The 22,008-nt window shown below is 61.9% G+C and carries 18 protein-coding genes; 4 read left to right on the forward strand and 14 right to left on the reverse strand.

Annotated features, from left to right (window positions below):
- From HP547_RS02490 to tssB, 9 genes are all read right to left on the reverse strand, one after another.
- The coding region (locus tag HP547_RS02490; protein ID WP_172285415.1) for a DotU family type IV/VI secretion system protein at window positions 1–370 on the reverse strand (370 nt) is incomplete at its 3' end.
- Between the two features lies 1 nt (window position 371).
- Window positions 372–1,709 (reverse strand): type VI secretion system baseplate subunit TssK, encoded by a 1,338-nt coding sequence (gene tssK, locus HP547_RS02495; RefSeq protein ID WP_172285416.1) that lies wholly within the window; start codon window positions 1,707–1,709, stop codon window positions 372–374.
- A gap of 52 nt (window positions 1,710–1,761) precedes the next feature.
- A complete protein-coding gene (gene tssJ, locus HP547_RS02500; protein ID WP_172285417.1) occupies window positions 1,762–2,559 on the reverse strand; it encodes a type VI secretion system lipoprotein TssJ in 798 nt (265 codons plus the stop codon).
- Complete coding sequence (locus tag HP547_RS02505; RefSeq protein WP_172285418.1) at window positions 2,556–3,119, reverse strand: FHA domain-containing protein; 564 nt, start codon at window positions 3,117–3,119, stop codon at window positions 2,556–2,558. Before HP547_RS02505 ends, tssJ begins: the two co-directional genes overlap by 4 nt.
- Window positions 3,116–4,132: a type VI secretion system baseplate subunit TssG gene (tssG, locus tag HP547_RS02510; RefSeq protein ID WP_172285419.1), complete on the reverse strand. Its 1,017-nt coding sequence runs from the start codon at window positions 4,130–4,132 to the stop codon at window positions 3,116–3,118. The genes HP547_RS02505 and tssG overlap by 4 nt, the downstream gene beginning before the upstream one ends.
- Window positions 4,096–5,862 (reverse strand): type VI secretion system baseplate subunit TssF, encoded by a 1,767-nt coding sequence (gene tssF, locus HP547_RS02515; protein WP_172285420.1) that lies wholly within the window; start codon window positions 5,860–5,862, stop codon window positions 4,096–4,098. Before tssF ends, tssG begins: the two co-directional genes overlap by 37 nt.
- A 3-nt stretch (window positions 5,863–5,865) precedes the next feature.
- The gene (gene tssE / locus HP547_RS02520; protein WP_172285421.1) at window positions 5,866–6,276 is read right to left on the reverse strand and encodes a type VI secretion system baseplate subunit TssE; all 411 of its coding nucleotides are present in this window, start codon (window positions 6,274–6,276) and stop codon (window positions 5,866–5,868) included.
- Window positions 6,273–7,763 carry a type VI secretion system contractile sheath large subunit gene (gene tssC / locus HP547_RS02525; protein WP_172285422.1) on the reverse strand — a complete coding sequence of 497 codons (1,491 nt, stop codon included), beginning with the start codon at window positions 7,761–7,763 and terminating at the stop codon, window positions 6,273–6,275. The genes tssE and tssC overlap by 4 nt, the downstream gene beginning before the upstream one ends.
- 17 nt (window positions 7,764–7,780) lie before the next feature.
- Entirely contained in the window at window positions 7,781–8,284 is a 504-nt protein-coding gene (tssB, locus tag HP547_RS02530; protein ID WP_172285423.1) for a type VI secretion system contractile sheath small subunit, read from the reverse strand.
- Between the two features lie 319 nt (window positions 8,285–8,603).
- On the opposite strand from tssB, the gene vasI reads away from it, so the two are divergent.
- Genes vasI through tssM form a run of 3 tightly spaced genes read left to right on the forward strand, consistent with a single transcriptional unit; the run spans window position 8,604 to window position 14,295 of the window.
- Window positions 8,604–9,251 carry a type VI secretion system-associated protein VasI gene (vasI, locus tag HP547_RS02535; RefSeq protein ID WP_172285424.1) on the forward strand — a complete coding sequence of 216 codons (648 nt, stop codon included), beginning with the start codon at window positions 8,604–8,606 and terminating at the stop codon, window positions 9,249–9,251.
- Complete coding sequence (tssA, locus tag HP547_RS02540) at window positions 9,239–10,705, forward strand: type VI secretion system protein TssA (protein WP_172285425.1); 1,467 nt, start codon at window positions 9,239–9,241, stop codon at window positions 10,703–10,705. The genes vasI and tssA overlap by 13 nt, the downstream gene beginning before the upstream one ends.
- On the forward strand, window positions 10,702–14,295 hold the full coding sequence (gene tssM / locus HP547_RS02545) for a type VI secretion system membrane subunit TssM (protein ID WP_172285426.1): 3,594 nt from the start codon (window positions 10,702–10,704) through the stop codon (window positions 14,293–14,295). The genes tssA and tssM overlap by 4 nt, the downstream gene beginning before the upstream one ends.
- A 34-nt stretch (window positions 14,296–14,329) precedes the next feature.
- Here the strand turns inward: tssM and HP547_RS02550 are convergent, their stop codons facing one another.
- Genes HP547_RS02550 through HP547_RS02565 form a run of 4 tightly spaced genes read right to left on the reverse strand, consistent with a single transcriptional unit; the run spans window position 14,330 to window position 18,886 of the window.
- Entirely contained in the window at window positions 14,330–16,003 is a 1,674-nt protein-coding gene (locus HP547_RS02550) for an FAD-dependent oxidoreductase (protein ID WP_172285427.1), read from the reverse strand.
- 39 nt (window positions 16,004–16,042) lie between these two features.
- Window positions 16,043–16,363 carry an NIPSNAP family protein gene (locus HP547_RS02555; RefSeq protein WP_172285428.1) on the reverse strand — a complete coding sequence of 107 codons (321 nt, stop codon included), beginning with the start codon at window positions 16,361–16,363 and terminating at the stop codon, window positions 16,043–16,045.
- Window positions 16,348–18,072, reverse strand: a complete 1,725-nt coding sequence (locus HP547_RS02560) for an FAD-dependent oxidoreductase (RefSeq protein ID WP_172285429.1) — start codon at window positions 18,070–18,072, stop codon at window positions 16,348–16,350. The genes HP547_RS02555 and HP547_RS02560 overlap by 16 nt, the downstream gene beginning before the upstream one ends.
- Before the next feature lie 4 nt (window positions 18,073–18,076).
- Complete coding sequence (locus HP547_RS02565; RefSeq protein ID WP_172228190.1) at window positions 18,077–18,886, reverse strand: shikimate dehydrogenase; 810 nt, start codon at window positions 18,884–18,886, stop codon at window positions 18,077–18,079.
- A 154-nt stretch (window positions 18,887–19,040) separates the two neighbouring features.
- On the opposite strand from HP547_RS02565, the gene HP547_RS02570 reads away from it, so the two are divergent.
- Window positions 19,041–19,811: an IclR family transcriptional regulator C-terminal domain-containing protein gene (locus HP547_RS02570; RefSeq protein WP_172285430.1), complete on the forward strand. Its 771-nt coding sequence runs from the start codon at window positions 19,041–19,043 to the stop codon at window positions 19,809–19,811.
- Window positions 19,812–19,830: 19 nt separating this feature from the next.
- Here the strand turns inward: HP547_RS02570 and HP547_RS02575 are convergent, their stop codons facing one another.
- On the reverse strand, window positions 19,831–21,684 hold the full coding sequence (locus HP547_RS02575) for an ABC transporter ATP-binding protein (protein WP_172285431.1): 1,854 nt from the start codon (window positions 21,682–21,684) through the stop codon (window positions 19,831–19,833).
- Window positions 21,685–22,008: the final 324 nt, after the last annotated feature.

The raw sequence follows: 22,008 nt of genomic DNA on the forward strand, positions 1-22,008 counted from the left end.
AGTAGGCCAGCAGCTGAGTGTGCTCGTAGCCGTGCTGGCGCATTTCTTCCCTGATGTTGTCGATCTGGTTGCGTACCTGCCGGTGCACGTCCTTGATGTTGGGTAATTCATCCAGGGTGCGCAGGCGCATGACCAAGCCGAACAGGGGGGATGCGGCGTCCAGCATCAGGTTGTCGTAGCCGCCACGCAGCTGGAACTCGGGATCAGCGGCATAACCTTCATGGCCGGGCTCCGGCTTGGGCTCCTGCGTCGGGGCCTCGCAAGCGCCAGCAGCGGCTGTGGGGCCAGGCTCCGATTTATGCAGCGTATCGGGCAGCCGCGCACCCTCAGCTTTGCTGGTGCCGTTGTGCGTGTTGTCAGTTTTATCCATTTCATTCACTCCTGATTGCCCAGAACTGCATCTCAAGCCCCGGGAACTCCCCGGCGATGTGTATCCCGAAGCCATTTGCCGTCTTCATGCAGCCCCAGGCCGGGTCGCGGCGGTCCAGTTCGAAGTAGCTGAACCCTGCATGGAAGGGCAGTTCGCGAGGCGCTACTGGCAACTGCCGCAACGGAATTCCGGGTAACTGCTTGTGAACGCGATCATTCAAGCCTTCCAGTGAAGTTACCTTGGCTTTCTGCACGAACAGCTTGCGCAACGTCGTCGGCGGCAGGTCGGCGCGCACGGCGACGATGAAGTCGGCTTCGTCGATCAGGCGGCGGTCTTCCAGCGTTGTTGTCATCACCCCGTAGTCCTGGGTTGCCAGGGGCAGGGATACGGCGCGCGGTTGCAACACCGTGCCCAGCGCACGACGCAGGGTGTCTTGCAGCGGCTTGAACGATGTGCGGAGCGCCGTGTGCTGATAGGCGGGGTATTCCTGCGGCAACCTGCCTTCGTCGGTGAAGGTCACCAGTTCGCCACAGGCCTGGCTCATGCAGAGGTACAGTTGTTCGGGGTGCGTCTGGCCTTGCCTGGCCAGGTGCTGGAAGCACGGCCACCAGCGGTTCATGGCTTGCAGCAGGTTGAAGTCGCGGATGTCGGCAATGCCCGATTGGCCGGATGCGCCAATGCGGGCGGCCAGGTTGCGCGCGCGTTCGCGCAGGGTGTTGGTGATTTCTTCGAGGGAGCGTTGCAGGGCTGGTACTGCGCGTACCGAAACGCTTGTGGGATAGAACGCTTCGTCCAGCTGCAGGCTGCCATCGGGACGGCGCTCAAGAATACGTGCCACTGCCAGGCGGGTGTAGGCACTGCTGTCATCGGCCTTGCGCTTGAGTTGCAGGTTGGGCACGGCCAAGTCGACCTGCACCAGGTCGCCGTCGGCACTGTGGGTGTCCTTGATCTCATGGGCCTGGGCGTTGTAGCGAACGTTGGCCGCGCTGTCGGGCCAGCTCACCTCGCGGCCACCTTCGGTGCGCAGTGGCAGGCACAGGAATACCTCGCTGTCAGTCGCACCGTCATCAATGATTTCCAGCGGTGGCGGCGGTGGCAGATCTGCGGGAATGTCGAACACCGTGCCATCGGGCATGATGCCTCGGGCGCGGGTAATGGCGATCTTGCCCAGGCTCAGGTACTCGTCGTTCAGCTGCAGTTCGCTGAAGCCGTAGAACGCTGCATTCAGGCTGGCGAAGCGTTGCTGCAAGGCAGCTTCGCTGGCCCGGGCGGCTTGCTGGAAATGTTGCGGCTTGACGAACAGGCCCTCAGGCCACAGGACGGGGTTGCGGGAGCTCATGGGCGATCCTTGTCATCGAGAGTCAGCGAAAAGGGCAGGGCTAGAGGCAGCATTAGTCCTCTTCCTTGAGCAGAATCTGGGTGTCGTTGACCCGTACCGACAGGACGATCTGGCGGCCACGCGGGGGGATGCGCAGCACTTGCTGCCAAGTGGCGTTTTCCTGGTTCGTATAATCGCCAATCACCGCGATGAACCGGGTCTCGGGCTCGATGGGCACGAAGGGGATGAACTTGAACTGGCCGGGGCGCAGCAGGTAGTCGTCATCACGGACGTAGCTGCTGCGCAGCGCTTTGGCCGGGTCTTTGTGCAACAACTGATACACGCTGTTGCGCAGCAGCGAGTCGTCGCTCAGCTGCAGGATCTTGATGGCGATCGGCGTGGCGATTGGCCCAGGGGGCGCGGTGGCAGTGGGCGGGAGTGCAAGGACTACCGTCGGGTCGCCGTAGCTGCCTGGCGTGCTTTCCTCAAGCGGCGAGTGTTGCGGATTAAGGTCGTGGTCTTGGTCCATCACGACGGGCGACATCGCAGGGAACTGCTCCTGGAGATACTCGAACAAGGCCCCGATTTTCTCGGTCAACGCATAGGGGTCGCCGGCGCTGAGGCTGACCGCATAGGGGTTGGGCTCCAAGGCGTTTTCGGATGCATGTGCTACCTCGAGGCTGTTCGGGTTGCCATTGATCGTGGGGCTAGCGTTGATGCTGAATGCGACTTCGGTGGGGTGGTCCCTAGGCGGGCCGATGGGCAACGAGTGGTCCCTGATTACCTGGCTGGCTCTGTTCCATGACGTGCAGCCAGGCAGTGCGACCAGCGCGATCAGCAGCGGCGTGAGCAACGACGCCTGGCGGTTCATGGGCGGTCTCCCGCAAGCAGGCGCTGCAGCGGGTCGTCCGCCGTAGGCGCTGCAGCCGCCCCTGCATCCGGTGCCGCCAAGGGATCATTCCCCAGCGCAGGTTCGAACGCCGAGCAGATCTCGGGGAGCGGCTGTAGGGGACGCGTTTCGGGTTGCCACGCATCGGCGTGCGCATCGCTTAGCCACTGGTCCAGTAGCGTGCTATCCGGATCGAGCAGATCTTGCAGCGAACGCGTATCGGCATCGGTGCACTGGACCAGCAGCCGATACGCGCCGATACGCAGCTGATCGCCGTGACCCAGGCGCCGGGGTGGATGCGCACCCACGCACGCGATGCTGTCGTTCAGATACGTGCGCTGGCAGTGGTCAATGACGCAGTAACTGCCTTCGATCCAGCGGATTTCGCAGTGGATCGGGGCAATGGCCAGCTGACGGTCATCCACTTGCCAGGTGCTCCCTTTGCTACCGATGGTGCCGCCGTTGCGATCGAACTCATGCCGAGCACTGCTGGTGTGCTGCAGCTGTTCGATGTTGATGATGCTCAAGGTCAATGTGCTCATGAACGTCCTCGAAATCGAACCACCGGGCTGATCTCGCCGTGGCGGTCATCGATAAAGCTGGTCCAGCCCAGGTACGCGCCCTGGCTGCGGTGCAGGCAGAAAAGCGACAACGCGTTCTGCTTCAACCGCAGTTCCAGGTCGTAGGCCAGGCCGTCACGCAGCAAAAAATCGATCAGTGCCCGCAAGCGGCCGAAGTTGATGCCGCTGGGCAGCAGGTCACGCAGTTGCGCCTGGTCCAGTTCCCTGATCACGATGGTGAACCTGCTGCTACGTGTGCACGTGCGGCTGCCGACCATGAAGCTGCTGCCCAATTGACCGTTGCTACGCCCCAGGCTGACCAGTTGCTTCGCGGCGGTGGGTACCGAGCGCGAATCGAACTCACGGATCCGCACATGCGTCAGGTCGAAGCAGTGAGCGATGATGCCGGCGACGGTACCGGGTGAACGGCTGCGGCTGGCGATCACGCCGGCGAAGCTGAGCAGCCTGCTCCAGGGCAGCGGGGTGTCGCCGCGCAGCTGCTTGTCGTTCAGGCCGAGCAGGGCGAAGATGTACTGTGAAAACCCATCTGTGGCACCCGCCTGGAAGCGGATGTAGTAGCGGTACTTGCGCCAGATGCGGTGCAGCAGGCTCAGCACGTAGTGATTGAAGAAGTCGAAGAACGCCGGCCGCACGCCGATGCCGTGTGCATGCTCATAGGCAACCTGCTCCAGGTAATAGTTGGGCAGGGGCGAGTCAGTGCCATGCAGGCCCATGAACGTGGTGCACACGCGGTAGCGCTCTTGTTCCCCAGGCATGCGTTCGGCCTTGTACACGTCCGACACGGGAAAGGTCAGCCGTGGGTCACTGCCAAGGCGTACACGCAGGCGGGCGGCCTCGCTGGGCCAACGCGGTTCGAGGTCATCGCCGTGCAGCCCGTGAAGACGCTCCAGCAACTGGAAAAAGTTGTACTGGTGCGCGTCGGCGAGCAGCCGGTCAGCTAGATCAGCGGTTGCTTGCCGGTCTGGATGGGCCATGTGTAGTGCTCGTTGTTGGTGGTGTTGATCACTTCCAGCTGGTGGAAGGAATTGAGGCTGGCGTACAGGGCGAAGAAGTGCGCGAGCACGCAGCTGAACAGGTACAGGTCGCCTTCGCAGAGGAAGGCGCCCTGGTCCAGCTTCAGCCGGGTATGCAGGCCCCGAATGGGCTGGCCCTTGATCAGCCAGTCCATGGGTTGCGTGTGGATGTCATGAATGCCTTCTAGGCGCTTGCGGGTCGTGCGTGCCTGTTGAATGTCATATAAGGCGGCGAAGTCATAGGCGCGGATCACCGCCTTCAGCGGCTCGACTGAAAGCAGCGACAGGTAGTTGAGCGACATGTTGGAGAGCAGCGCCCACTGCAACTGGCCGTCCAGCACCGGGCGACAGGGTCGGGTGGGCGTGCGCAGGTTGGTATAGGTCGCCAGGGGCGGCGTGGCTTCGGTGAACACGTTGATATCACCGATGGCCAGTGCCAGCGGCAGGTCGCGGTTGGTGCAGGTCAGCTCGATAGAGGCGGTTTCCAGCTCGCCGATGTAGGCGTTGGCATCGGCGCGCACAAAGGCCATGCGATGCGTGACGCCATCGCCACGCAGGGATTCCTCGAGTGAGTAACGGTAATAGAGCGCCGTGCGCCCCTGGAGATGTTCGATTTCATGGGCGAACGATTCGAACGGGCGAAAGGTACGCAAGTGCTCGCCAATACTGCCATCGGTGGTAGTGCGGGTGCTGATGACCTCGTCGACGCTGAACACTTCGTAGGCGTGCTGCTCTTTGCCTTTGGGCCTGAGCTCTGCCTGGGCAGCTTCGCTGGACAGATCGATGGGTTCGGCGCTGTGCTTGAACAGGTTGACTGCCGGGGTGCAAGACAGACTGAAATCGGCTTTGCCCACCCGCAGCGAAGCAGGTAACTGGCGGCTGAAGTGGAACTCGATGCTCACCTGCTGACTGGCATGTGCCGGCCACAGCCTTGCCAGCCCGGTCACGCTGAAGAAGTGAAAGCGCTGTGGGAAAAGAAAGTATTCCTGCAGAATCCTGTAGCCATCGAAGACGTTCTGCGGATAAGGCAGCAGGGCGTCGTCCGGGCTGAAGCCGGAAAAGACGACGTTATCGGCCGGCACCCGGCGAACTTCGCCATTGATGATGACGCTGATGTGCTTGAGGTATTGAGAGATCCACAGATACAACGTGCGAGCGGTAAGGTCATCGCCGCCAAGGTGGAAATCGAGACTGGCGCATTCCAAGGTATCCAGGGGCCGCTCGACCAGAGGCTGCAGGTCGATGCGCACCACCGTGCTGACGAGGGTCTGGGTTGTGGCTACCGTGTCGATGTCGAACGGATGAATAGTTACCGGCGTGCAGGTACGAAACTCGCAGGCCACGTTGTCAACAGGTTTCGAGAACAACCGCGACCCCTTGGGAATTTGCTGTGACTGGCTGAGCGACTGCTTGCGCGCTGTGAACTGGACGATCGTGGCACTGGGCAATGGCCGCAGGTAGTTGGGCCACAGCAGCTGCAGCATGGGGTGGGTCAACTCCGGCAGGTCGTCTTCCAGTTTCAGCCGCAGCTTGGCCGTGAGGAACGCAAAGCCTTCCATCAGGCGTTCGACATCGGGGTCGCTCCCGCCTTTGCCCAGCCACCGCGCCAGTTGCGGGTTGTCCCTGGCGAAGTCGTTGCCCAGTTCGTGCAGGTGACGCAGTTCTTCGCTGAATCGATCTTTCAGAGACATGGGTCACCTCACGCGGGTGTAGCGGTTGTGCCCATTGACCAGCAGCTCCAGTTGCAGCTGCTCTGTGTGGTCATTGACCTGCACCTGGCAGTCCAGCCTGAAGTGCAACTCCAGCGGGGCATGGCAATCGGGTACTGCCTTGAGGGTTCGCACCTTGATGCGCGGTTCGAAACGCTGAAGGGTGTGGCGGATATCGGCGCTCACTTGCCCCAGCAGGTCGCCGCTGCTCGCGTCATGCCCGTTGAAGTCACTCAGGCCCAGCTCAGGGCTGCTCTGCGAGCAACCCTGGCGGGCGTTGAGCAACGTTTCCAGATGACGCTTGATGGCGGCGAATTTGTGCAAAGCGTTCTCCTGGCGGGTCGGGTTTCGGGCGACGGACGGGTCCGCCATCAGGCGATCAAACAAGCTGCTCATGGCGTATCGAGCCGCCCGACCAGGGAGATCTCGAAGTTGGCGCCCATGTACTTGAAGTGCGGGCGCACGGCGAGCGATACCTGGTACCAGCCCGGGTCACCGGCCACGTCCGAGACTTCTACCTTGGCCGCCCGCAGCGGGCGACGACTGCGAACATCGGCCGAAGGGTTCTCCTGGTCGGCGACGTACTGCTTGATCCACTTGTTGAGCTCGGATTCGAGGTCTTTGCGCTCTTTCCAGCTGCCGATCTGCTCGCGCTGCAGCACCTTGATGTAGTGGGCCAGGCGGTTGACGATGAACAGGTACGGCAGCTGGGTGCCGAGCTTGTAGTTGGTCTGCGCCTGCAGGCCTTCCGGTGTCTTGGGAAAGTGCTTCGGTTTCTGCACCGAGTTGGCCGAGAAGAACGCGGCGTTGTCGCTGTCCTTGCGCATGGTCAGGGCGATGAAGCCTTCTTCGGCCAGCTCGAATTCCTTGCGGTCGGAGATCAGCACCTCGGTAGGAATCTTTGCCTGCAACTGGCCGAGGGATTGGTACAGGTGCACGGGCAGGTCTTCGACGGCACCGCCCGACTGTGGGCCAATGATGTTCGGGCACCAGCGATAGCGGGCAAAGCTGTCGTTGATGCAACTGGCCAGCAGGAAGGCGGAATTGCCCCATAAATAGTTGTCGTGTCGCCCGTCGATGTTCTCTTCATAGCCGAAGCTTTCGATCGAGTGTTCTTGAGGGTGATAGGCAGAGCGGAGCATGAAGCGCGGACCGGTCAACGCTGCGTGGCGGGCATCCTCGCTGTCACGGAATGCACGCCATTTGGCATGCCGCGGGCCGGCGACAATGTCCTTGATCTCCTTGAGGTTGGGCAGCTCTTCGAAGCTTGCGAGGTTGAAAAACTCGGGGGAGGGGGCTGCGAGGAATGGCGCATGCGACATGGCGCCGACCGAAGCCATGTAACTGAGCAACTTGATATCGGGTGAAGAGGGGCCGAAATTGTAGTTGCCAACCATGGCCGCCACAGGTTCGCCACCAAACTGGCCATAACCTGCGGTGTAAACGTGTTTGTAGATGCCACTGCAAGTGATGTCAGCCGCGTTTTCGAAGTCATCGAGCAGCTCTTCTTTGCTGACATGTAACAGCTCAAGCTTGATGTTTTCACGGAAGTCAGTACGGTCGACCAGAAGTTTCAGGCTGCGCCATGATGACTCAAGCTGCTGGAATGCCGGCTGATGCAGAATTGCATCCATCTGTTTGCTGAGCACTCGATCCAGCTCTGCAATCATCTGGTCGGCGCGATGCTTATTGATTAATTGATCTGGATCATTGCTTTTGAGGATTTCGGTGATAAAGGCAGAAACGCCCTGGCGGGCAACTTGATAGCCCTCTTGCGTGGGCGCCAACTTTGTTTCGGCCATGATCTGGTCGAGCAAAGTGGCATTGCTCGACACATCGGCAGCTGTTTCAGAGATGACAGTTGCATTGCTTGGCTTTGACATGGGGACGCTCCGTTGTCTCAGTCTGCTTTGGGCGCCTCGAGCACCAGGTCCAGTTCGTGGGCGAGCCGCTTGCGCGCTTGTTCGTCATTGAGCAAGTGCTGCAGTTGCTTGCGGAAAGCAGGGACGTTGCCCAATGGCCCTTTCAGCGCCACCAGCGCTTCGCGTAGCTCCAGCAACTGATTTAACGCCGGTACCTGGCGGGCGATCTGATCGGGGCCGAAGTCGTCGATCGACTTGAACTGCAGGTTGACCGCCAGCTCGGCATCGGCGGTCGCGCTGAGCAGGCAGGGCACTGACATGTCCATGCGAACGTCGGCATCATTCAACACGTTGTTGAACGTGTGTTTATCGATGCGCATGACCGGACGGTCTTCCAGTGCACGGTCGTCATCCAGGCCGAAGTCGCCCAGCACCAGCATTTTGTGCGGCAGCTCTACTTCGGCCTGTTCGTTGCCAGTGGTGGGAACATACTTGATGTTTATGCGCTCTTTTGGTGCCACGGATCCGGTAGATTTGCTCATGGTTATATGTCCGTTTATATAGGCTTCCCATATGTAGGAAGTTTCCTACGTATTTGTGGGTGGATGCCGGCGAGTGACTTGTTGGAAGTTTTCCTCGCATAAAAACCATGCGCTTGAAGTGCGAAAATAGTCGAGCGAGAAAGTGTAAGATAATATTTTTATGTATTCGAATTTTGTGATGGGCTAGGCTGCAGGCGATTGCGCATGACTTGATGAGTCGTGCTTGCTTTGTTCAAGTTGACTAAGTCATATGGGTTGTAGGAAAGAGAGAATTTATAAGTAGTGAATATGTGCTGTTGCGAAGGAAGGTGGACTCACTATGATCGCCCATGCTACCCGTGGTTTTACTCTGCTATCGCTGGTTTTTGTTTCGTCGGCGTTGGCGAACCCTACCCGGGACTGTCCTGGGATAGTGTCAAACGTGGAGCGTCTGGCTTGTTTTGATCAAGCTGCAAAAACGCCTGCATATGCCCCGAAGCGGCAGTGGTCCGCCCCGGAGCAGGAGGCCCCCAGCGTTCTGCGCGTGTTGGCCAATGAAAACGCGCGTGGGCCAGATGATCTGACCTTCATCACGAGTACTCGCGCGGAGGATTGGCGAGTGCAGGGTCTGGTGATATCAGCACCGGCAATCGCGTCTGTCGAGCCCCGCCCTTACCTAGCTATCAGTTGTATCGAGAGCATCTCCAGGCTCCAGTTGATCACGGGTCAGCCGTTGGAAGCGAAGCGGGCCAAGGTACAACTGCAAGGGATGCGCGGATCCACGGTTGCAACGCCGTGGCAGGTGATGGAAAACGGCCAGGTCCTCGACGCGGGGCGGGGGCTGCCAGCCATCGAACAGATCAGGAAACTGATCGGTGCAGGACGGATACAGGTGCTCAGCGACAACCCTGTGATTGATGGCCTGTTGTTCGACGCGCAGGGGCTGGACGCACTGATCACCAAGGCGCGCAGCACATGTCGCTGGTAACGGGTGGATCCGAAGCGGAAATCAGCCGGCTGCTCGCGCCGATCGATCCGGCAACGCCGGCTGGCCTGTTTGACGTGGAGGATGAAACATACCAGGCCATCGACCAGGAGATGGTCAAGCTGGGTGGGTTGCAGGAGTCTTCAATCGACTGGGCCTACATCGACGAGGCCGCCCGCCATTACCTCGGCCAGCAGTGCAAGCACTTGCGCATCGTCGCCCACCTGGGTGTGGCCTGGCTGCGCAACGGTTGCTGGGAGCGCTGGGCACTCACCCTGGCGTTGCTGGCCGGTATGCTTGAATGCTACTGGGAGGCCGCTCATCCAAAGCCAGGTCCCAAAGGCTATCTGGCCAAGCGCAAGCTCGCAGGCCTGATGCTCAATCGACTGATCGAAGCGCTACCGCGTCTCGATCGCTTTACCTACAGCCGGGACCATGCAGCGGCAGCGCAGGCTGCGTTGCTGCGCATGCAACCGCTGCAGGCTGCCACGCAGCTGGATCCAGCTGTGCTGAGCGATTTGCAGCGCCTGCTACTCATGCACATGGATCTTGCCGAGGGCGCAGGCCAGCCTGCAGAGCCCATCACTCCTTCACCCATCAGCAGACCCGCTTCGTTGGCCGAGGTCATGGCCACGCCAAAGTCCGCCGTGTCGATGGGCAACGAACGTGAAACACGGCGCGCCGTGCTGGTCATGGCCGAGCACATCAATCAACAGGACCCCTACGACCCCGTCGGCTACCAGCTACGTCGTTTTGGCTTGTGGGCCCACATTCAGGCTGCCCCCCAGGCACGGCAGGGCAACCGTACCGAGTTGATGGCGGTGCCAGTGGATATTGCCGGGTTCTATGAAGACGCCATATCCAGCTCGGCGGTTGACCCTGCGCTGCTCCAGCGGATTGAAAAAAGTGTCACGGCCAGCCCCTACTGGATTCGCGGCAGTTACCTGGCAGCAACCGTCGCTGCCCGATTGGCGATGGGCGAAGTCGCGGAGGCCATCAGGTCTGCAAGCGCACGGTTCGTCCAGCGCCTGCCAGCGTTGCAGCAATTGTGCTTCAGCGACGGCGTGGGGTTTGCCGACGACCAGTGCCTGGCCTGGCTCAAAGGGGCTCAAGGGCGATCCGAACCCGGTGCGGCCTCTCAGGCGTTCGCCAACCTGCGCGAGGAGCTGATCAGCCAGCTGGAAAACGGTGGCATCGAACCGTTACTTCTCAAACTGCAGGGCATGCAGGCGAATCTCGACACCCCCCGTGAGCGTTGCCACACCACGGTGATTGCGGCGGACCTGCTGGCTACTCGAGGCGTGTCCTGGTTGGCCCAGGACTTGTGCAGCGGCGTCGCCAGGACCATGCAGAACACCACCGCCGATGCGTGGGAGCCCGAAGTGTTTCAGCGGCTGCAGCAGTACGCAGCCCCCACAGCGTTGGCCGATCGGAACAAGGAGCAGGAGCCTCGATGAATCTGAAATTTAAGCAACTCATACGTTGGGGCTTGCCGCTGATGACATGTATCGGCTTGGCGATGCCCATGCTGCTTGGGCTTGGCGCAGTGCTGATGCTGGTTGCCATCTGGTGGCTCGGCCCGGAATGGACCTGGCGCGAGCATCAGCCGCTGGCAAGTGTGGCCAATCGAAGTGTGGCTAGCCTGATGCTGGTCCTGATACCACTCCTGTGCTGGCTCATTGTGCTGCGCACGCGCTTTCGCCGGCTGCAAGCGGAACGCCAGCAAGCAGTGGCCGCCGAGCTGGATTGTTCATTGCCGTTTATCCTGGCTCAAGACAAGGCCTTGAGCCAAGACCTCGCCCGTTACCTGGACAATGTCGGCGGCCAGCGTGCCTTGTACCAGTTGCCCTGGTATCTGGTGCTGGGTGCTGAACACGCCGGTAAAAGCAGTTTCATCGACCACACCGATCAGTGCTTTTCCCTGACCCGCATCGACAGGGCCCAGGCACGAGCCCAACTGGCTGAGGTGCTTGCTTACCCGGTGGGCTGGTGGGTCAGTGATGATGCCGTGATCATCGATCCGCCGGGTGCTTTGATCAGTCAAGCCGCCGCGCCGGGTGGTTCGACAACGGCCGAAACCCAGGCCAGATTGTGGCAGCATTTGCTGGGCTGGTTGCTGCGAAATCGTAGCCAGCGAGCGCTCAACGGCTTGATTCTGGTAGTCGACTTGCCTGCGCTGCTGCATGGTACGCCCGAACAACGTGTTGCATTGACTTACGTCCTGCGCACGCGTCTGTACGAGGTAAGCAGCCAGCTTGGCTCGCGTCTCCCCTTGTATGTGGTGCTGACAAAGTTCGACCTGTTGGACGGCTTTGACCAAGCGTTCAGCAAGCACTCGGCTGGCAAGCGCGAACACATGCTGGGGTTCACGTTCAAGCTGGATACAGTCGATTCGTATGACGCCTGGCTGGACGAATATCGCGAGTACTACGATCACCTGCTCAAGCAATTGTTCGAGCAGCTCGTTGACCAGCTCGATAGGCTGGGCAGCGCCCCCTTGCGGGGGCGCTTGTACTCCTTGCATGCACAGATGATCGGGCTGCGCCCGATACTGCCGGGCTTTCTGCAGGAAACGCTGGCGAGTGACCGTTTCACCACGCCTGCGTTGGTCCGCGGCGTGTATTGGTCGTCGGTCGTGCAACAAGGCGACATGCTCAACGCTTTCGTCCGCGAGGCGGCACAGCCCTACCAGACAAAACTTCCCTTGCGTGAAGGCAAGGCGCAAGGCAAGGCGCTGGTCTACTTCATTCAACAGGCCTTCAGGCGTGTCATTTACCCGGAAGCCGGGCTTGGTGGGGACAATACCAAGGTTGCGCGCAGCAAGCGCCAGTTGTTCTGGGTAGGGTCTGGTGTAGGTGCTCTGGCATTCTGTGTCGTCATCGCCAGCTGGCAACGCTATTTTGATATCAACAGTACCAAGGCAGTCGGCGTACTTGCCAAGAGCCAGGCGTACAGTCGTCAGGAAGTGGACCCGCACCTGGACTCGACCGGGCGGAACCTGCTGGAGCCGTTGGACCAGATTCGCGATGCTGTCGCGGTGTTTGGCGACTATCGCGCTGCCTGGCCGGGTGTTGCCGATGTTGGCCTGTATCAGGGCCGCGCTATCGGGCCTCGGGTCGATGAGGCTTACCTGAGTTTACTCTCCAGGCGCTTCTTGCCGGCCTTGGCCAGCGGAGTGGTCGATGCCATGAACGCTGCTCCCCTGGGCAGCGAGCAGCAAATGGCCGCGCTCAGGGTTTACCGCATGCTTGAGGACCGGCAGAACCGTCGGCCTGAATGGGTAGAGGACTGGATGGCCCGCATTTGGCAGCAGGCTTTCCCGGGCCAGGGGCAACTGCAACGCGACCTGATGCACCACCTGAAATACGCATTGGCCTATGTCGATACCGATCTGCCGCAGTATCGCCAGGAAATCGCAGCGGTGCAGCAAGCATTACGCAAGGTGCCACTGCCCGAGCGGGTCTATGCAGGTCTCAAACGCCAGGCCGGGGAGCAACTGCACAGCGGCCTCGACCTGCGGCATCAGGTGGGCCCAGCTTTCGATGTGGTGTACCGGCCGTCTGCCGGGGTCAGCGATGGCGACAATAGCGTGCTGCTTTCGCCGTTGCTCACCGCCAAAGGGTTCAGGGAGTACTTTGAGCCACGCAGTCAGCAGTTCGCCGACATGGCAATGATCGACCAATGGGCGCTGGGTGAGCGCGACCACCTCGATTATTCGGAGAGCGACCGGCATGCGCTCACCGAACGCCTGAGCAACCTTTACAGCGCCGATTATATTGACAGCTGGCGGCGTGCCTTGAATGCCTTTACGGTGGCTGACTTTGCTGATCTGGATCATGCAGTGGCAGTTCTGGAGCAGTTGACCGGCCCCGCTGCGCCGTTGCACCGGCTGCTGGATGCGGTGCGGGAAAACACCGCGTTTTCATCGCCAGTGGATGTTCAGACGCCGAGCGAGGCAACGATACAGCGGCCAGCAAGCAGCAGATCCGAGCAACAGCAGGCGATGGCTATTCAACGTGCATTCGCTGGGCTGGCTGCCATGTTGCAGGTAACCGCCGAAAAACCGAGCTACCACGATGAAACCGTCGCCGCCATCGTGGCCGTTCACGACTATGCCAAGGCGGTGCAGGACAGCCCGGACCGCGGCAAGGCGGCATTGCAGGCGGTGCATCAGCGCTTTTCGATGACCGGGCACGACCCGATCAGCAGCTTGCAGCGGGTGGCCACCGGCTTGCCGGAGCCGCTCAATCACCAGGTCAGAAAAGTGGCTTATCAGACTGCCCAGGTATTGAATGTCGAAGCACTGCGCGAGTTGGAGCGTCGCTGGGATACGCAGGTGTACAGTTTCTTCCAGCAACGGCTCGCAGGGCGCTACCCCTTTTTAGTGAGCGGGAGCGATGCTTCTCTGGATGATTTCGAAGCGTTCTTTGGGCCGAAGGGGCGCCTGCAGCAGTTCAATGATCAGTACCTGAAGGTGTTCCTGAAGGAAAACCTGGAAGCCCTGCAATCCGGTCAGCAGGGGCAGTCGTTGATCCGCAGCGATGTGATCGAGCAGTTGGCGTTGGCAGAGCGCGTCCGCGAAACCTTTTTCGATCAGCGCGGCAACCTGAGTGTGCAATTCAGCATCGAGCCGCTGGGGCTGAGTGCCAATCAACGCACCAGCCTGCTGGACCTGGATGGCCAGTTGATCTCCTACACCCATGGCCCGAGCCAGATTACCGGTGTTGTCTGGCCCAACACCCTGGGCCAGCACGTGCGCAGCAACCTGACCTTGCTCCGCAACAATGGCAATAGCAGTAGCCTGGAGTACCGCGGCCCATGGTCGATGTTCCGCTTGTTGAGCCGCGGCTCGCTCAACGGGCGGACCGCGACCAGCGTGGATCTGAGCTTCAGGACCGGCGATGGGGTGATGCGCTATCGGCTCAACGCCGAGAAGGCTTTCAATCCCATTACCCAGCAACCGTTCAAGGGCTTCCGGTTGCCACGCGGCCTGCTGCAACAGCCACCCATCGTGACCCAGGTTGGGGAATGGGATGACCGGCCTTGATAAGCCCGATTAGCTGCACAAGGCAGATGGAGGACTACAACCCGCTCAGCCCCCTGCCGGCCAGGTAACCGAACGTCATCCCCGGCCCAAGGGTAATGCCGCCGCTGGGATAATGCCCGCCCATCACGCTGTGCATGTCGTTGCCCACCGCATACAGCCCGGGAATCGGCTGCGCCGCGTGGTCCAGCACGCGGGCCGAACTGTCGGTCGCCAGGCCGGCAAAGGTACCCAGGCTGCCCGGCAGCAGTTTCACCGCATGGAACGGCCCGTGCAGCAGCGGCCGCAGCGACGGGTTGGGGGCCTGCAACGGTTCGCCCTGCGCCTGGTTGTAGGCTGAAGCCCCGCGCTGGAAGGCTGGGTCTTCACCCTGGCCCGCATGGTGGTTGAAACCCTCTACCGTGCGCTGCAACTGCCCAGCGTCGATCCCGCAGCGCTGCGCCAGTTGCGCAAGCGTGCGGCCGCTGTGCAAATAGCCGCAGCGCTGATAATAGCGAGTAGGGAAGGGGAAGGGTTTTGCCCAGCCGATGCCATAGCGACGTTGTGCGGCGTGGTCGCAGATCAACCATGCCTCGTAAGGCTCTCCCTGTGGCGTAGCGGCGAACAGTGCATTCATGAAGTCATGGTAGCAATCCGCTTCGTTGACGAAGCGTCGGCCGTCGCGACGCACGGCGATAAAGCCAGGTTTTGCGCGGTCGATCAGGTGCGGAAAGTGGCCGAAACGGCCATCGCCATACGGCACCCTGGATACCGGTGCCCAGGCGCCAGCCTGGGACAATGGGGTGCCGATCCGGCCGCCAGCTTGCTCGCCCAGGCGCAGGTCGTCACCGCTGTTTTCCCTGGGCGCTGCGCAGTAATGCTGCACACCGTCCGGCGCGTGCGGCATCAGTTGCGCGATGCGCTGACGATCATGCGCGAAGCCACCGCAGGCGAGCACCACACCCCGGCGGGCGTGGATCACCTGGCCGTCGGCGAACGCCGCGCCATTGACCCGCCCGTCACCCAGCAGGCGGCTGGCCGGCTTGTCAGTCAGCAGCGTGACGCCAAGGTCAAGGGCGCTGCGCAGCAGGCGTGCCACCAGTGCGTTGCCATTGACCAATTGCCGGCCGCGACGGTACAGCATCAGGTCACGGCCGTGGCGCAGCAGGCGCTTGCCGACATGCCATGCGGCCTTGGGCGAGCGCGTGGCGTTGAAGAAAGCAGCCATGTCTGCCCCACCGGCGATGCCCATGCCGGCCAGGCTGACGATATCCAGCGGCGGGCGCAACCTGTGCAGCCAAGGCCCAAGCAGGCGCCCATCGAAAGGCAGCGCACACAGCGACCGGCCGCCGCGTGCGCTGCCGTCGCCTTCGTGCATGTCGGGCATGCGGTTGCCGGATTGGAACTGCACGGCAGTGTGTTGCTGGAAAAACGCCACCATTTCCGGCCCATGCTGCAGGAACGCACGCTGGCGCGCGTCCAGCTCACAGCTGTGGGTTTGCGCACGCAGGTAGCGCTCCGGGGCATCGTCGGCTTCGACGATGCCGTCGGCGATGGCGAGCGGGTTGCGTGGTATCCACAACCAGCCCCCCGACCAGGCGCTGGTGCCGCCCAGCTGGCTGGCTTTGTCTGCGACGATCACCTGCAGGCCGTGGTGCGCGGCAGTAACGGCGGCAGCCAGGCCAGAGGCGCCAGAGCCGATGACGAGTACGTCACATTCGAGGGGATGCATGTGGGGTTTCGCTCAGGCATTGAAAGAAAGGGCGTGCGCTTACTGCAGCGGCGAAAAGCCGGTGGGCCGCAGCAGCCGTGACTGCAGGTGCAGTACTGCACCCAGCTCGCGGTTGCGCCGCGAAAACTCCGCCCAGCGCGGGTCTGCAGCCATGGCGGCGCGCCGTGCCATACGCTCGTCGAGGCTGGCATAGCCCCACATGTGCACCACCTGGTTGGCGTCGCCGAACTCACTGGTAAAGAAGCCGACCAGGTTGCCCAGGTGCTCGCTTTGTACTTCCAGCGCGTGGCTCTGGTACAGGGCCAGCCAGTCAGCCATTTTCAGCGGATCGAGGGTGTAGGTTCTCAGTTCGTAGTACATGCGTGAGTCTCCGTTTGAGTGGTCGGCGCCTGCAGGCGCGCGGTGATGTGGTTGGCAGCGAGCCAGCCGAAGGTGAGGGCGGGACCCAGGGTGATACCGGGGCCTGGGTACGTGCCTTTCATCATCGAGTTCATGTCGTTGCCGACTGCGTACAGCCCGCTGATGGGCTGAGCGTTGCGGTCCAGTACGTTGGCATTGACGTCGGTTACCAGGCCGCAGGCCGAACCGAGGTCGCCGGTGTGGACGCGGATGGCGTAGTAGGGGCCGCTGGCGAGCGGCGCCAGGCACGGGTTGGGCGTGTGCTGCGGGTCGCCCATGTAGCGGTTGTAGCTGTTGCCGCCTTTGTCGAACGCGCGGTCGATGCCGTTGCGGGCATCGCTGTTGAACTGCTCCAGGGTCGTTGCGAATACCTGCGGGTCGATGCCGATCGCCTGGGCCAGGGCTTGGGGCGTTGCGGCGCGGTACAGATAGCCGGCGTCGATCAACGCCTGGTTGTTCACCGGTTTTGGTCGCGCCAGACCGAGCCCGTAACGGTTCATCGCCTCGGCATCGCAGACCAGCCAGCAGTTGGCAATGCCTTTGGCGAACATGGTCTGCACAAAGTGGTGGTACGAATCGGACTCGTTGACGAAGCGGCGCCCGCTTGGGTCCACCGCGATCACCCCTGGTTTGGCGCGGTCGGTGACCAGATGCGGAAAGCGCTCGCGCTCGCCACCGGCATGGCGCAGTTCAGAAACCGGTGCCCAGAAGAAATTGGCCGCCAGGCCCTCGCCCACGGCTGCCGACACAGCTTGACCAAGGCGCAAGGCGGCCCCGTCATTGCTGCATGGCGACATGCTCAGGTGCGACACACCCAGGGCTGGGCGGTAGCTGGCAGCCAGCGCGCCGGCAGCGAACCCACCCATGGCGCACACCACACCGCCGCGGGCCAGTACCCGCTCACGGCGGCCCTCGCGCTGCACCACCACGCCTGTCACCGCGCCGCGTTCGACGATCAGCTCCAGTGCCTCGCTGCGCAACCACAGCTGCGCGCCGTGGGCGAATGCGCTGGTGGCCAGGCGCGCGATCAACGCGTTGCCGGTGGTCAGCCGGGTGCCACGCGGGTGGTGCAGGCGGTCCCGTGCATAGCGCGCCATCAGCTTCAGGCAATGCCACAGTGACCCGGGCGAGCGGCGCAGGTTTAGGAAGTGCTGGATATCCACGCGGTTGACCATCATGCCGCCGAACAGCAGCATGCCAGGCGGTGGCATTTTCAAGTCCTTGAAACGCGGGCCAAGGTGCTTGCCGTCGTACTCGACCATTTCCAGCGCCCGACCGAACTGGGTGGCGCCGGGCGCATCCGGGTAATAATCCGGCGAGTGTGGGCGCAGGCTGTAGCGCAGTTCGGTGTGCTGCTCCAGCCAGCGCAGCGCCTGATGACCGTGCTCGATGAAGGCATCGACCAGGGCGGGGTCGTAGCCATCGCCAATGACATGTTCAAGATAGGTGCGCATGGCTGCGGGTGAGTCCTCGGCGCCAGCGGCACGGGCCTGGTCGGTGCCGTACAGCCACACCGCCCCGCCGGAAATCGCCGAGGTACCGCCAAACTGCCCGGCCTTTTCCGCCACCAGTACCTTGAGCCCGCGGCGGGCGGCCGTGGCGGCGGCAGCCAAGCCGCCGGCGCCGCTGCCGAGGACGATCAGGTCAACGCTGTGTTCGAGAGTTGCCATGGCTTCAGATCTCCAGCGGCGTGACGCCCATGAATGCGCCGAGGTGGCCGAGTTGGGCGAAGGCCATTTGCGGCCCGGTCTGGATCGCGCAGCCTACCTGGCGTGCCCGGTTCAGCAGTGGGGTGATCTCGGGCGAGGTGACTACATCGGCCACCAGGGTGTCGGGCTGCAAGGTGGCCAGCAGGGCGGCTGACAGCGGCAGCTCCGCGCTTGCGCCCATGCCGACGGGGGAGGCGTTGGCGACCAGGTCGAAGTCCTCCAGGCCATAGAACTGCGTGTTGATAGCGATTTCGGGGAAGGCATTGCCGAGCAGCTCGCATACCGCGCCCATTCGCATGGCGCTGGGGTCATGCAGGGTAATGCTGGCGATGCCGGCCTCGCCCAGTGCATAGGCAATGGCACTGCCGACTCCGCCGCAGCCAATCACCAGCGCCCGTTTGCCTGTCGGCTCAAAGCCATGCTTGCGCGCGGCCCCCAGAAAACCGGCGCCATCCACGTTGTCGCCCAGCAGGCGGCCGTCACGCTCGCGGCGGATCACATTGACCGAGCCCAGTGCGGCCGCACGCTCGCTCAGGCCGTCCAGGCGGCTGGCCAGGGCCTGCTTGTAAGGCACGGTAACTACGCAACCGCGCAGGTTCTGCCAGCCGCGCAGGCTGCCGGCAAAGCTGTCCAGCGCCGTTTCCTGCAGGTCGATGGGCAGCATGGCAAGGTTGCAATTGTTGTGGGCAAACCAGGTGTTGAAGTTTTCCGGGGACTTCACCTGGGCGATGGGCGAACCGACGATAGCGACCAGTTCCGTTGAACCACGAATCATGCTGACCTCCTTCTTGGCGTTGTTGTGGAGGCAAGCCTGATGCAGCAGCGCGTGTGCAACAATGCGCGGGAGTGGCAGTTAATGCGATAATCGCATCTATGTAGCGATTATCGAATTAATCGCCGTTTTCGCATCCTGATTGTGAGCCGATTCCGTGACCATTCCAGAAATCCACCCTCGTGATCTCATCGCCGGCTTGCAAAAAGGCCTGGCGCTGATGCAGCTGTTCAGCGTCGAGCAGCCGCGCCTCAGCGTGCCGCTGGCCGCCAGGTTGTCAGGCCTTACCCCAAGTGCCGCACGGCGCTTTCTGTTGACGCTGGTGCACGAAGGTTTTGCCGAAACCGACAGCCGCGAATACTGGCTGACGCCCAAGGCCCTGCGCATCGGCCAGGCCTATGTGGACTCGGCGCAACTGCCGCGCATGCTGCGGCCGATTGTCGAGCAGGTGGCACGGCAGACCCAGGAACACGTGTCGGTGGGCACCCGCGATGGTGACGAAATCATCCACCTGGTGCGCAGCCGCTACAGCCATGTGGCTTCGTTGTCGATCAGGCCTGGTTCGCGGGTGCCGATGCATTGCACCGCCAGTGGGCGCATCTGGCTGGCCTGGCTGGATGAAGGTGAGCGGGATGGCTACTTTGCGCGTAACTCGCTGCGCGCCTTGACGCCTTACACCCAGACTGACCGGCTGCAGCTGGAGGCAGATTTGCAGCGGATCAAGGGGCAGGGCTTCTGTATCGTTGACCAGGAGTACGAAATCGGCATGCGCGTGCTGGGTGTGCCGCTACTGGACCGGGCCGGGCGGCTGAAAGCCACGCTGACCATCACCACCCACGCATCGCGGTTGAGTGTTGATGAAATACGCTTGCGCTATCTGCCGCCCTTGTATGAGGCTCAGGCGTTGCTGCGGCCGGTTCTGGACTGAGCGCCAGCAGCGCCAAGGCCTATTCCACTGCCTCGGCCACACCCTGGTCCTCACCCAGGAACCCGCCACTCTGGTGCTGCCACAGCCGCGCGTAGGTGCCGTTTTTTGCCAGCAACTCGGCGTGGGTGCCTTGCTCGATGATGCGCCCTTCATCCATCACGATCAGCCGGTCCATGGCCGCGATGGTAGACAACCGGTGAGCGATGGCGATGACAGTCTTGCCCTGCATCATTTCATCCAGGCTTTCCTGAATCGCCACTTCCACCTCCGAGTCCAGCGCACTGGTGGCTTCGTCCAGCAGCAGGATCGGCGCGTTCTTCAACATCACCCGGGCAATGGCGATGCGCTGGCGCTGGCCGCCGGAGAGCTTGATGCCGCGCTCACCCACCAAGGTGTCGTAACCGCTGTGGCCTTGGCGGTCGCTGAGCTGGCTGATGAAACCATCGGCCTGGGCATTGGCAGCAGCGGCACGGATCTGCGCCTCGGTCGCATCGGGACGGCCATAGGCAATGTTGTCGCGAATCGAGCGGTGCAGCAGCGAGGTGTCCTGGGTGACCATGCCGATGGCGCTGCGCAGGCTGTCCTGGGTGACCTTGGCCACGTTCTGCCCGTCGATGAGGATTTCACCACTGTCAACGTCGTAGAAGCGCAGCAGCAGGTTGATCAAGGTGGACTTGCCCGCCCCGGAGCGGCCGACCAGCCCGACTTTTTCACCTGGGCGGATGTGCAGGCTCAGATCGTTGAGCACCTGCCGCTCGCCGTTGTAGTTGAAGCCGACCTTGTCGAAAGTCACCGCGCCACCGCGTGTCACCAGCTCACCGGCACCTGGCGCATCCTGCACCTTGGGCCCGCGGGTGAGGGTGGCCATGCCGTCCTGCACGGTACCGATGTTTTCGAACAGCGAGGTCATCTGCCACATGATCCAGTGCGACATGCCGTTGATGCGCAAGGCCATGGCCGTAATCGCCGCCACGGCTCCGGTGCCGACCTGGCCCTGGTGCCACAGCCACAGGGCGTAACCGCCCGCGCCAAAGATCAAACCCACCACCAGCGCCTGGTTGACGATCTCGAACTGGCTGACCAGGCGCATCTGGCGAAAACCGGTCTGCTTGAAGTCTTCCATGGCAGCGCGGGCAAAGTGCGCTTCGCGCTTGGAATGGGAGAACAGCTTTACCGTGGTGATGTTGGTATAGGCGTCGGACACCCGCCCGGTCATCGACGATCTGGCATTGGCTTGTTCCTGGCCGACCTTGCCCAGGCGTGGCACGAAATACAGCATGGCCAGCCCGAACAGCAGGAGCCAGGCAATGAACGGCAACATCAGCTTCAGGGCGAAGCCACCGGCCAGGGCAATGATGGCAATGAAATACACGCCAATACCGGGCAGGATTTCGATGACGGTGAACAGCACTTCGCGCACCGCCAGCGCCGTCTGCATCACCTTGGTGGTGACCCGGCCAGAAAATTCGTCGGAGAAGAACGACAGGCTCTGGCGCAACATCAGCCGGTGAAAGTCCCAACGCAGGCGCAGCGGCAGGTTGATCGCGAGGACCTGGTGCTGAACCATGGTGCGCAACGCCACCAGGCCGATGCTGACCAGCAGCACGATGCCAATGCCCCACAGTGCGCTGCTTTCCTGGGCGCTTGCTGCGCCACCCGCCTGCCAGGCCGACAGCAGGTCGACCACCTGGCCGAGAAAGGCAAACAGCCAGGCTTCGTAGATCGACACGCCGGCACTGAGCAAGGCAAGCGCCAGGATGTAGCCACGGGCGCCCCGGGTGCAGGCCCACAGGAAACGCATCAGGCCAACCGGTGGCGGTGGCGCTTCGTCAGGGGGGAAGGGATCGAGCCGTTGTTCAAAGATACGAAGCATGCTTGTCTCCGGGAAATCTGCATTCGCTTAGCAGGTAACCATACAGCACATCGCAGTATTCGCCTGCAGACGGGGCTGGCCAGCTGGTTTCAGGGTGCCGTGATCAGGCGTGGAATGATGCGTTGCAGGCAGGCATTCTGGCTGGCTTGACCCTCCTCTGGTTTGCGGGTGCGGCGCTGTCGTAGGGCGAAGAGAGGCCCGCCCTTACATACCTTTGCAATTGCTTACATTTACTTTGTCATAAACAGTCGCTGGTGCTGTAGAATTGACGGCTTCCCTGGTAACAACCTCCTTTTGCCGTTTTATTGACGTGAGTCATTAAGG

The organism is Pseudomonas sp. CM27 (assembly GCF_013179515.1).
Lineage (GTDB): Bacteria > Pseudomonadota > Gammaproteobacteria > Pseudomonadales > Pseudomonadaceae > Aquipseudomonas.